Here is an 11,362-nt window from a genome sequence, read left to right on the forward strand (position 1 = left end):
TTGAAGAGATTTTCGAAGAGTATAATCTTTCTCGAAGCGCTATTGCCCCTTTTTTGTCCCCTGAAACCAAGTAGGAGCTAAGACTAGCTCCCTTATCTAAGTATCGGAATACAGCTGTTCAACTAAATTTTAGCAAGAACTTCTCCACCTTCTCCCAGTTCACAGAAGCATTTTATACATACCGTCCTATATTTCATGAACAAGACGTTTTCAGGCTAGCATCCTATCAGACAATCTATTTTAAAGATAACCGTGACTCAGGATCACTTCTATCTGTCGTTTTCTCTTTATAGTGATAGACCTCACGGGATAAGTCGTACATCTATCCTCGTTTATACAAGATATGAGGACGTTAAAAGGTTACAGTGAAAATAGGAAATCTTAGTACGAATTCAATTACTCTCGTGCTTTATGTACTACCTTTTTGGAATTTAGAGTTCTGAGCCCCCTTATCCACTATATACACCTTACTATCACATTCCTGTTCGTAGAGCCACGATTTCGCTATCCCTTCCTCTGACGATTCTTATTTCCAGCGACAGACTTAAAACGGTCTATCCCCAGACCGTTTTAACCCGCTACCTCACGATAGTCAGGCTTGGGAATCGCTATTTGACTCGCCGAGAACTTTGACATCAGATATACTATAACAAAGTGAAATAAGAATCAAACAATTTAATTTTAAAATTCAAATCAATTTATAACAATATTTTAGAAGATATCCTGTGCTATTCCAGATTCAGTTTGCTATACATGCCCGTCGTACCACAAAATCCCGTGTCTGATGAGGCACGGGATTTTTTAGCTTCTTTACTGAGATGGATTGTCTTTTTTAGTTCGTGCCAATCTCAGAGCACGATTTGGATTGAGACGATTAAATAGTTCTTCCAATTTCTTTTCATTCCAAACATCTGCGGCGGAAACAAAATTGCCATCCGCATCTCGGAAAGATATCGGTTTATCTCCCATACTAGTCTCCTAGTCTACAAATTCAAATTCAAATTTACCAATGCGGACCAAATCCCCATCCTTAGCACCACGCGCACGAAGGGCTTCATCAACCCCCATACCACGTAATTGACGGGCAAATTTCATGACTGATTCGTCACGATCAAAGTTGGTCATATTAAAGAGTTTCATGAGTTTTTCACCAGAAAGTACCCATGTCGCATCATCATCACGACTAATTTCAAAGGCATTCTCTTCCTCGTCAAATCCATAGTAAGCTTCTTCTTCCATATCTGACTCGTCGTAGAGCAAGAATTCTGGTGTCTTGTCTAGCAATTCAGCTGTAGCATCTAAAAGTGTTGCTAGACCTTGCTTGGTCAAACCAGAAATTGGGAAGATAGATGGTAACTCTTCAAATTCATCATAGTTTTCAGCCAATTTCTTCTTGAATTCTTCAAGATTTTCCTGACTTTCAGGCATGTCCATCTTATTGGCTACAATGATCTGTGGACGCTCCATGAGACGAAGATTGTATGACTCCAGCTCTTTATTGATCGCTAGATAGTCCTCATAAGGATCACGGCCTTCGCTAGCTGACATATCAATGATGTGAAGGATGACACGTGTACGCTCAATGTGACGGAGGAACTGAGTTCCCAAACCAACACCTTGACTAGCCCCTTCAATCAAACCTGGTAAATCAGCTACTGCAAAGGATTCACCTGATTGGGTACGAACCATACCTAGATTTGGCACAATGGTCGTAAAGTGGTAGGCGCCGATTTTAGGTTTAGCTGAGGTAATAACACTTAAAAGGGTTGATTTTCCTACTGATGGGAATCCTACTAAACCGACATCTGCCAAGATTTTTAGTTCCAATTGTAACTCACGTTCCTGACCTGGTTCTCCATTTTCAGAGATTTCCGGTGCAGGATTTTTTGGTGTCGCAAAGCGGATATTTCCACGACCACCACGACCACCGTGGGCTACAATAAATTCTTGACCGTGTTCAATCAAATCTGTCAAGACCTTGCCTGTCTCAGCATCACGCACAGTCGTACCTTGTGGTACTCGAACTCTAAGGTCCTCAGCACCACGACCATGCATCCCTTTGGTCATTCCTTTTTCACCAGAATCAGCCTTGAAATGACGATTGTAGCGAAAATCCATCAAGGTCCGTAGTCCTTCGTCTACAACGAAGACGACATTGCCTCCACGACCACCATCACCGCCCCAAGGACCGCCATTAGGGACATATTTTTCACGGCGAAAGGCAACCATACCATCGCCACCATTACCAGCCTTGACCTTGATCTTGGCTGTATCTAAAAACATACTCATTTTTTCTTCTCACTTTAAAAAAGGGCTGGGAAATCCCAGTCACTAAATTTTCTTGAATCTATTTTATAGATTACTGAGGGCACCAATTGCAGTTGCAAAAATTCCCAATAAACTTGCTACTAGCATGATAATCACGATAAACAAGGTTATTTTCTCAAACATAGTTTTTTTACGATTTCCATTATCTCCAAATGCCATTTTTATCTCCTTCGTTACATTCTATTTTCTATTATCTTAGCATGAATTTAGCTAGTTTTCAATAATCAGTTGCTACAGGTGCAATAATCCATAAAATGATATAAGCTACAATTCCTGCCCCATAACAAAATGCAAGAACACCCCATATTACACGAACAATAGTCGGATCAATATCAAAATAATTTGCGACCCCAGCACATACTCCAGCAATTTTTTGATCACTACCACTTCTCATCAATTGTTTTTTCATAGCTATTCCTCTTTCTATTCTTCATGGTCTTTCCAATAATCTCTGATGCTGATTAACTGTGTTTTTGAAGCCCTCAGCATTCGTCTAGAGCCTTTTACAGGCACAGCAACCACCTGTTGCGGTAAATACAAAACTGTCTTAAAGATACGCTGGCTGACCGTATCATCTTTTGCTAAATCTTTCTGGAAGTTATTTGAAATAATAGCATCCAGATAAAACTCATGCACTCGTTTCCCAAAGTTCTCAGCTGAAATCTCGTACAACTTCTCTGATAAAGTATGCTCATTCATGTCTGGCGTTGCAATCAGGGCTTCCAAAATAGCTCCGGCCAAATCATGTTCCCCATAGTACAAGGTTCCAAACATTTTATCACTGATCAGATTGTCCAGATAAGGATTTCCGTGAGCAATGACAGGCGTCCCACTAGCTAAGCTTTCCAAGTAAGTCAAACCTTGCGTTTCACTCGTCGAGGCCGAGATGAAGAAATCCGCCACCTTATAGTAAAGAGCTGTCTCACTAGGAGCAATCATCCCTGTAAAGACAACAGAGTCTTGAATCTCTAGTTTCTTGGCTTGCTCTTTGAGGTCAGCCAGATAAGGACCGTCCCCAGCTACCACCAGTTTAACCTTGTCTTCTTCTTTCAGAACTTCAGTAAAGGCCGCTAGTACTGCCTGAATATTTTTTTCATAGGAAATTCTCGAAAGACTAAGTAGCATCTTTTCATCATCTTGAATCCCTAATTTACTACGCAGTTCTTTCAAATTTTCTTGCTTGATTTCTGGACGTTCAAACTTGGCTAATTCAATCCCAGTAGGAATAACACGTTTTTCAACCTTGACCTTATAGTCAGATAGCAAGTCACGGACAATCTCACTCGGGCAAATAACCCCATCCACATCGTGCAGGAAACCTCTGACAAGATACTTGACCATACTAGGACGAATCAACATTCCCTTGGCAATATAATGCACATAGTCTTCGTACTGGGTGTGATAGGTATGGATGACTGGAATCTTCAATTCACGCGCAATCCAAATCCCCAACAAACCAAGAGAAAATTCTGTCTGAGTGTGGATAATATCCAGTTGATATTGTTTAGCAATTTCAAGCGCCTTGCTAAAACCTCGATAGGCAAAGCGGCGATCCTTAAAAGCAAAAAAGGGAACACTTGGAATACGGATAATTTGCCAATCTTCGTAGCGATTGACATCCTTATCTGTCGTCGTAAAGATAAAAACAGCATGCCCCTGCTTTTCAAGTTCTGTTTTCAAGGTTCGAATACTGGTCGCAACACCAGAAACCTGAGGAAAATAGGTATCTGTAAATAAACCAATTCGCATAGATTACCTCACTTTTTACTTTCTCCCTAAAGCAGCTTGTTTCTCATAAAAGTCCAACCAGATTTGTAATAGATGCTCTTCAGAATACTCTCTGGAAATATTCTTAGCTTTTTCTTTCAAATCTTTTAAAGCAGCAGGATTCGCTTGATATTCCAGAATAGCTTCTTTCATCTCTTCTCTATCTGCTGTCGCCCGATAATTTCCCTCTAAAATTACCTTATAGAGATCCAAATCACGCAACATAATAGGAGCCTCACAACTAGCAGCCTCTAAAATCGTCATAGGAAAGAGCTCATTGTAACTAGGCAACAAGAAAAGATTCGCTAGAGCATACAATTCGCGCATACGCTCTGGCGATACAATACCTGGAAAAATCAAATTTTTAGGGGGATTCTCCATGATTTTCTTGTAGCGTTCATAACCATCTGTCATACCACCAAAAGAGAAACCACCGGCCCAGATAAAGGTAATCTGAGGCAATTCCTCAGCCAGACGGATAAAATCATCAATCCCTTTACGTTTCTGAACTTGCCCAGCACCTACTACGATAAACTGGCTGTCACTAAGACCCAGCTCTGTACGCAGTCTCGCTACCTCTTCCTGTGGAAGGGGATGCCATTTTTCCTTGTTTACAAAGTTAGGAATATAAGTCACTTTTTCACGTGGAATACCCGCTGCCACCAAATCCTCAATAAACATAGGATTGACCACAACCAAGTGCTCCATCCGGTTGTAAAAAGAAAATACATAGCGTTTCACAATTCCCTTTAAGAAAAATGGAATTTTCAAACTCCCCTCAAGTGTATCAGGTAAGAAATGCACATAGCCAATTTTCCTTCCTGAGCGTTTCTTTTGGAAGGTTGATAAATAATAGGGAAAATCAATCGTATGAAAGTGAGTCACATCTGCCTCGATTGGAATATTTTCTGTAACAATCAATTGGTCTTTGGCATCACGGTGAAGAAGACGAACTAATTCACGGTAAGCACCTGAAACTCCTTGTCCTGCTACTTTCTCACTTGAACTCAACATATTGATGCGTAATTTCTTTTTTTCCATAGCTACTATTATATCATTTTCTTTGAATAAAATCAGCAAAAGAAAGGAGAGACTAGAGGAAAAGAGGGGAAATTTCCTCGCTTTTCCAAGGGTCTCTCACATGCTTTTATATGTTTACTTAATGCCTAGGGCAATGCGTGCATAGCGACTCATTTTTTCAACTGTCCAGGCTGGATACCAAACTAACTTAACCTCAGTATCCGTTACTTCGGGCACCTCTGTCATAGCATCATAAATCTGGTCCGTCAAAAGGTCAGCTAGGGGACAACCCATAGTTGTCAACGTCATATCAATCTCTGTTTGCCCTGTGTCGCCGTCAAAACGAATCTCATAAATCAAACCAAGGTTGACAATATCGATTCCCAACTCAGGGTCGATGACTTCTTCCAAGGCTGTTAAAATGCGTGTTTTGATGTTTTCGATTTGCTCTTCTGTATAAGCCATATTTTCCTCACTCCTAGTCTTCAATAAAATCACGAAGCGGTTTGCTGCGACTTGGTTGGCGTAGCTTTCTCAAAGCTTTAGCTTCAATCTGACGGATACGCTCGCGAGTCACGTTAAAGACTTTACCCACATCTTCAAGGGTGCGCATTTTTCCATCATCTAGTCCAAAACGCAAACGTAGAACGTTTTCTTCACGGTCTGTAAGAGTATCCAAGACCTCGTCCAATTGCTCACGCAAGACGATACGAGTTGTATAGTCCACTGGATTTTCAATCACTTCGTCTTCGATAAAATCCCCAAGGTGGCTATCATCCTCTTCACCGATTGGTGTTTCAAGAGATACTGGTTCTTGAGCAATCTTCAAGATTTCACGAACCTTGTCAGGAGTCATATCCATACGTTCAGCGATTTGCTCAGGTGTTGGATCTTGTCCCAATTCTTGAAGGAGATTCCGCTGTTCACGAACCAATTTATTGATGGTTTCAACCATGTGGACTGGGATACGGATGGTACGAGCTTGATCAGCGATGGCACGAGTGATTGCCTGACGAATCCACCAAGTTGCATAAGTTGAAAACTTGAATCCTTTAGAATAATCAAACTTGTCAACCGCCTTCATCAAGCCCATATTTCCTTCTTGAATCAAGTCAAGAAACTGCATACCACGACCGACATAGCGTTTGGCAATAGAAACAACCAAACGAAGGTTGGCTTCCGCAAGGCGTTGTTTAGCTTCGATGTCACCCGCTTCAACAGCCAGTGCTAACTCTTTTTCCTCTTCATTGGTCAAGAGAGGAACGACCCCAATTTCTTTCAAGTACATACGGACAGGGTCGTTGACCTTAGCCGAAGTTGACCCAATCAAGTCCTCATCGCTGAGTTCTGGTTCTTCTTCATTGCTAAGAACACGCGCACTTGGATTTCCTTCGTTATCTGTGATAGAAATTCCCGCATCCTGAATCCGTTGCAAGAGATCTTCAATCCCATCAGCGTCCAAGGTAAAAGGAAGGACAAGACTAGCATTGATTTCATCATCTGTTGCTGTCCCTTTTTGCTTATGATTACGGATAAATTCTGCTACTTGTACGTCAAATGTTGTTACTTCTTTTTGTTTTGTTGCCATTATTACTCCATTCTTCTCTTTTGGGAAATTAAACGTTCCAATTCTTCTAAGGCTGTGTCTGTATCTCCTACATGGCTAGCTTCCTGCACCTTCTTTTTGATTCTCATATTGTCCTGATTCAAGAGAGCCTTGTTTCGAGTCATCTCTACTTCACTAAGTTCCTGCGGCGACATCTCAGCAGGCAAATCCTGAGCTAAGACTTGGTACCAAGCTCTTTCAACTTCCTCTGTCTGCTCTGCTAGAACTTCTGGAGGAAGATTGCCATACTGACCAAGCAAGTCATATAAGATCTGAAATTCAGGTGTATCAAATGCAAAGTCTTCTCTCAAACGGTAATCATTCAAAACAAGAGGGGATTCCATCATCCGATAAAGTAGATGGGTTTCTGCCCTCATAATAGCCGATAACTGCTTGGTGACAGGCATTGTGATTTGCGTCGGTCTGGAAATCCCTTCCATGCGATTCTGCCTTTGCGCCTGACGACTTTCATTAACAATCTGCTCAATCTGGGCATAATCAAAGGACGCCAGACTGTCAGCTAAAATATGAATATAGCTGTTTTGAGCAGTGATAGACTTTTCTTGAACAATCAAAGGAGCTATTTTTTCAATAAACTCAATCTGAGCCTGCAAATTTTCACTATTTTCAGGCTTATACTGGTGAATGTAGAACTCAATCGGACTAATACGAGTTTTCGTTAATAGATAGGCCAAGTCTTCTGGGCCATTTTTTTGTAGATACTCATCTGGATCCAAGTTATCAGGCATGCTGACGATTTGCACAGGCATCTCACCAATTTCGTCCAGCGCTTTCAATGTCGCAGCTTGCCCAGCCTTATCGCCATCGTATACCAGAACTAACTTCTTGGTTAACCTTTTCAGATGCTCAACATGCTCACGACTCAAGGCTGTTCCCATAGATGCGACAGCATTTTCGATTCCAGCCCGATAGGCTGCAATGACATCCATGAACCCTTCCATGAGGTAAATCTCACTGGCTTTTCCAGAAGATTTTTTTGCCCTATCCATATGATATAATTCGTAACTTTTGTTAAAAATTGCAGTCGATCTGCTATTTTTATACTTAGAAGTTTGTGAATCCGTTTTCTGCCAGATACGACCTGAGAAGGCAATAACCTTTCCCTGATCATTGGTCAGGGGAAACATAATCCGATTATGAAAGGTGTCTACAAATTGATTAGCATCCGAGAGATAAAACAGTCCTGAATCTAGGAAATCCTCTTCACGATACTGACCAGACAAACGTTGATAGAGATAGTTGCGTTCTGGAGGTGCTAAACCAATCCGAAAATGCTTGAGCACTTCATCTGTCAAACCACGCTGATAAAGGTACTTTCTGGCCTCTTCCCCCATGGTCGTTGTCATGAGAATAGCATGGTAAAATTTGGCTGCATCTTCGTGCATATCATAAAGAGCTTGGTGGGGTGAAGCTGGCTTCTGCTCACTATAAAGCGGTTTTTCCACCTCTATCCCAACACGCTGACCTAAGATTTGGACAGCCTCCATAAAGGGAACCCCTTGGTACTCCTCGATGAACTTAAAGACATCACCTGAGCGACCACAACCAAAACAGTGGTAAAACTGTTTATCCTCTACAACGTTGAAAGAAGGTGTTTTTTCACCATGAAAAGGACAGAGCCCTAGATAGTTCCGTCCTGCCTTTTGTAAAGAAATCACATCTCCTATGACTTCTACAATGTTGGCATTGTTTTTGATTTCTTCAATGACTTGTTTGTCAACCATACACAATACCTCCATGTTATCATAGTTTACTTTATATAGTATACTTTATTTCAGAAAAAAAGTAAACCATTTCACTCATTTTCCCTACTTTATTCAAAGAGTTGATAATAATCAGAGATTTTCATTTTTGCTTTTTCTTCTTGGTTCAAATCTTGGATAATCCGTCCTTCTTTCATGACAATTAAGCGATTGCCATACTTAAGAGCATCTTCCATGTGGTGAGTAATCATAAGAGCTGTCAACTGGTCTTTCTTGACAAATTCATCCGTCAATTCCATCAAGGCCACACTGGTCTTTGGATCAAGGGCTGCAGTATGCTCGTCTAACAAGAGTAATTCAGGACGCTTCAAGGTTGCCATCAAGAGACTCAAGGCTTGTCTTTGCCCACCTGATAAGAACTCAATCGGTGTATTCAAGTGTTTCTCAAGACCATTTCCTACTTTTTCAATGGTCGCCTGAAATTCATCCTTATAGCTAGCCAGACGTCTTGGTAACAATCCACGCTTTTCACCACGAAACTTGGCAATCAAGAGATTCTCTGCCACTGTCATACGAGGAGCTGTCCCCATCTTTGGATCTTGGAAGACTCGAGACAGATACTTAGCCCGCTTTTCTGGTGAAAACTTGCTAACATCCTCACCTAAAATACGGATGGTTCCACTGGTTAAGGACAAGGTTCCTGCAATAGTGTTAAAGAGAGTTGATTTCCCAGCACCATTTCCACCTAAAATCGTGATGAAATCCTGTTCAAAAATTTCTAAGGAAACATCATTTAAAATAATCTTCTCTTCATCAAAGCCATTTTTAACGATTTTGGTTGCATTTTTTAATTCTACAATTGCTGTCATTTGCTTAACTTGGCTCCTTTCAAGATGGTTTGCTTAAATGTTGGAATCATGAGGCAGACTGCTAAAATCACGGCGCTGTACAAACGAAGGTAACTTGTATTAAAGCCAAGCGCAATAACCGCCCACACTAAGAATTGATAAGCGATAGAACCTACAACGATGGTAACCAGACGTTCTGCCAAACTCAAACTCTTGAAAATAACTTCTCCAATAATCAAACTTGCAAGCCCCACAACGATAACCCCGATCCCTCGAGATACATCAGCATACCCTTCTTGCTGGGCAATGAGAGCTCCTGCAAGGGCAATCACACCATTTGATAAGACCAAGCCCATGAGCTCCATGCGTCCAGTATGAATCCCGAAACTTCTAGCCATATCAGGATTGTCACCTGTAGCAATATAGGCTTGTCCGAGTTTGGTATCCAAGAAAAAGAGCATGAGAGCAATAACAAAACTGACAAAGATAAGACCTGTCAAGAGTTGGTTCAAATCTGAATCAAAAGGCAAAACATCCTGGATTTGCTTGGTTCCAAGTAAGCCTAAATTGGCACGTCCCATAATCAAGAGCATGATAGAGTGACAGGAAGTCATCACCAAAATCCCTGAGAGCAAAGTTGGGATCTTCCCTTTTGTATAAAGAAGTCCTGCTGCCATACCAGCCAAACAACCTGCTCCTACAGCAAGCAGTGTCGCTAAAAAAGGGTTCACGCCTTTGGTTATCAGAGTGACAGCAACAGCTCCCCCAAGAGGGAAGGAACCTTCTGTTGTCATATCTGGAAAGTTCAAAATCCTAAATGTCATAAAGATTCCCAGACCTAGAATAGCCCAGACAAATCCTTGAGAAATAATGGAAACAATCATATTTTATTTAATCCTTTCTATATTCATCTTTTTAAAAAATGGGAAGAGTCTCCTCCTCCCTACCTTATTTATTCGATGACTTGTCCTGCTTCTTTGAGAACAGACTCAGGAATCGTAATACCTAGTTCTTGAGCTATTTTTTTATTGATCACTGACTTACCAGTTGAAAAGACATTGACTGGGGTATCAGCTGGTTTTGCACCTTTCAGAACTTGCGCAATCATTTTTCCAGTTGCCACACCAAGGTCATGTTGGTCAACTACAACGGATGCCAAACCACCTACTTCTACCATAGCTGCCGCACTTGGATAAATTGGTTTCTTAGAACTTTGATTGCTAGAGACAACCGTTGGAAATCCTGATGCAATGGTGTTATCAATTGGAACCCAAATAGCATCTACCTTGCTAGTCATAACAGTGACAGTTGAGGCAATTTCATTTGTTGAAGGAACTGCAAATGTTTCCACTGTCAGACCTGCTTTTTCAGCATAAGCCTTAAATTCTTCGACCTGTGTTTTTGAATTGTCTTCGCTACTTGAGTAAAGAGCTCCGATTGTTTTCACATTCGGTGTCAGGGTCTTGATGAGTTCAACTTGTTGTTGAGCTGGATTGTGGTCAGATACCCCTGTAACGTTGCCACCTGGTCTTTTCAAATCTTTAACCAAGTTAGCACCAATTGGGTCTGTAATAGCAGCCATGATAACCGGTAGGTCTTTTGTGGCACTAGCCAAACCTTGAGCAGCTGGTGTTGCGATACCAACCACAAGATCATTCCCATTTGCAACCAATTGTTTACTCATTGTCGCAACCTTACTTTGGTCACCTTCTGAGTTCATAAAATCGATTTTAACTTGATCATCTTTATATCCTTCTTCTGCAAGTCCGTCTTGAATCCCTTTATAAATCAAATCAAGGGATGGATGGCTCACAAATTGAAGCACACCAATCTTGGCTATTTTCTTCTCATCCTTATTATTCTGAGCTTCTGATTTATTCATTGAAGAGTAAATCAAGCTTCCTGCTACTAAGACTGCTAATGCAGCGATAATTCCAATTAAACGTTTATTTTTCATTCTATTTCTCCTTTTTAATTCCTTTAAAAACTTCACTTATCTAATACTATTCGAAAATCTCTTCAAACCACGTCAGCTTCACCTTGCCGTAGCTATGGTTACTGACTTCGTC

Annotated in this window: 12 protein-coding genes; all 12 read right to left on the reverse strand. The window is 41.0% G+C overall.

Translation table 11 applies throughout. The features are described from left to right. Window positions 1–810: 810 nt before the first annotated feature. Window positions 811–969, reverse strand: a complete 159-nt coding sequence (locus tag HT719_RS00305; protein WP_007284777.1) for a hypothetical protein — start codon at window positions 967–969, stop codon at window positions 811–813. Between the two features lie 9 nt (window positions 970–978). Continuing rightward, window positions 979–2,289: a GTPase ObgE gene (gene obgE / locus HT719_RS00310; RefSeq protein WP_172927863.1), complete on the reverse strand. Its 1,311-nt coding sequence runs from the start codon at window positions 2,287–2,289 to the stop codon at window positions 979–981. A gap of 63 nt (window positions 2,290–2,352) precedes the next feature. Beyond that, a complete protein-coding gene (locus HT719_RS00315; RefSeq protein ID WP_000863859.1) occupies window positions 2,353–2,487 on the reverse strand; it encodes a DUF4044 domain-containing protein in 135 nt (44 codons plus the stop codon). Between the two features lie 58 nt (window positions 2,488–2,545). Next, window positions 2,546–2,737 carry a PspC domain-containing protein gene (locus tag HT719_RS00320; RefSeq protein WP_162489588.1) on the reverse strand — a complete coding sequence of 64 codons (192 nt, stop codon included), beginning with the start codon at window positions 2,735–2,737 and terminating at the stop codon, window positions 2,546–2,548. 14 nt (window positions 2,738–2,751) lie between these two features. After that, window positions 2,752–4,077: a glycosyltransferase family 4 protein gene (locus tag HT719_RS00325; protein ID WP_172927864.1), complete on the reverse strand. Its 1,326-nt coding sequence runs from the start codon at window positions 4,075–4,077 to the stop codon at window positions 2,752–2,754. Between the two features lie 15 nt (window positions 4,078–4,092). Then, entirely contained in the window at window positions 4,093–5,136 is a 1,044-nt protein-coding gene (cpoA, locus tag HT719_RS00330) for an alpha-galactosylglucosyldiacylglycerol synthase (RefSeq protein ID WP_172927865.1), read from the reverse strand. Window positions 5,137–5,250: 114 nt separating this feature from the next. Next, window positions 5,251–5,580, reverse strand: coding sequence for a metal-sulfur cluster assembly factor (locus HT719_RS00335; protein ID WP_000331929.1), 330 nt, complete (start codon window positions 5,578–5,580; stop codon window positions 5,251–5,253). Window positions 5,581–5,593: 13 nt separating this feature from the next. Continuing rightward, the gene (rpoD, locus tag HT719_RS00340) at window positions 5,594–6,703 is read right to left on the reverse strand and encodes an RNA polymerase sigma factor RpoD (RefSeq protein WP_049510554.1); all 1,110 of its coding nucleotides are present in this window, start codon (window positions 6,701–6,703) and stop codon (window positions 5,594–5,596) included. 2 nt (window positions 6,704–6,705) lie between these two features. Then, window positions 6,706–8,466 (reverse strand): DNA primase, encoded by a 1,761-nt coding sequence (gene dnaG / locus HT719_RS00345; RefSeq protein WP_172927866.1) that lies wholly within the window; start codon window positions 8,464–8,466, stop codon window positions 6,706–6,708. A gap of 89 nt (window positions 8,467–8,555) precedes the next feature. Further along, a complete protein-coding gene (locus tag HT719_RS00350) occupies window positions 8,556–9,314 on the reverse strand; it encodes an ABC transporter ATP-binding protein (protein ID WP_172927867.1) in 759 nt (252 codons plus the stop codon). Further along, window positions 9,311–10,177 carry an ABC transporter permease gene (locus HT719_RS00355; protein ID WP_000637229.1) on the reverse strand — a complete coding sequence of 289 codons (867 nt, stop codon included), beginning with the start codon at window positions 10,175–10,177 and terminating at the stop codon, window positions 9,311–9,313. Before HT719_RS00355 ends, HT719_RS00350 begins: the two co-directional genes overlap by 4 nt. A gap of 68 nt (window positions 10,178–10,245) precedes the next feature. Next, window positions 10,246–11,250, reverse strand: a complete 1,005-nt coding sequence (gene trpX / locus HT719_RS00360) for a tryptophan ABC transporter substrate-binding protein (protein ID WP_054388335.1) — start codon at window positions 11,248–11,250, stop codon at window positions 10,246–10,248. Window positions 11,251–11,362: the final 112 nt, after the last annotated feature.

The organism is Streptococcus sp. k-378 (assembly GCF_013277505.1).
Taxonomy (GTDB): domain Bacteria; phylum Bacillota; class Bacilli; order Lactobacillales; family Streptococcaceae; genus Streptococcus; species Streptococcus pseudopneumoniae.

Excerpts from the sequence above, each read along its gene's own strand:
- HT719_RS00305 (WP_007284777.1), bottom strand. The coding sequence starts at position 969 with ATGGGAGATAAACCGATATCTTTCCGAGATGCGGATGGCAATTTTGTT.
- obgE (WP_172927863.1), bottom strand. The coding sequence starts at position 2,289 with ATGAGTATGTTTTTAGATACAGCCAAGATCAAGGTCAAGGCTGGTAAT.
- HT719_RS00315 (WP_000863859.1), bottom strand. The coding sequence starts at position 2,487 with ATGGCATTTGGAGATAATGGAAATCGTAAAAAAACTATGTTTGAGAAA.
- HT719_RS00320 (WP_162489588.1), bottom strand. The coding sequence starts at position 2,737 with ATGAAAAAACAATTGATGAGAAGTGGTAGTGATCAAAAAATTGCTGGA.
- HT719_RS00325 (WP_172927864.1), bottom strand. The coding sequence starts at position 4,077 with ATGCGAATTGGTTTATTTACAGATACCTATTTTCCTCAGGTTTCTGGT.
- cpoA (WP_172927865.1), bottom strand. The coding sequence starts at position 5,136 with ATGGAAAAAAAGAAATTACGCATCAATATGTTGAGTTCAAGTGAGAAA.
- HT719_RS00335 (WP_000331929.1), bottom strand. The coding sequence starts at position 5,580 with ATGGCTTATACAGAAGAGCAAATCGAAAACATCAAAACACGCATTTTA.
- rpoD (WP_049510554.1), bottom strand. The coding sequence starts at position 6,703 with ATGGCAACAAAACAAAAAGAAGTAACAACATTTGACGTACAAGTAGCA.
- dnaG (WP_172927866.1), bottom strand. The coding sequence starts at position 8,466 with ATGGTTGACAAACAAGTCATTGAAGAAATCAAAAACAATGCCAACATT.
- HT719_RS00350 (WP_172927867.1), bottom strand. The coding sequence starts at position 9,314 with ATGACAGCAATTGTAGAATTAAAAAATGCAACCAAAATCGTTAAAAAT.
- HT719_RS00355 (WP_000637229.1), bottom strand. The coding sequence starts at position 10,177 with ATGATTGTTTCCATTATTTCTCAAGGATTTGTCTGGGCTATTCTAGGT.
- trpX (WP_054388335.1), bottom strand. The coding sequence starts at position 11,250 with ATGAAAAATAAACGTTTAATTGGAATTATCGCTGCATTAGCAGTCTTA.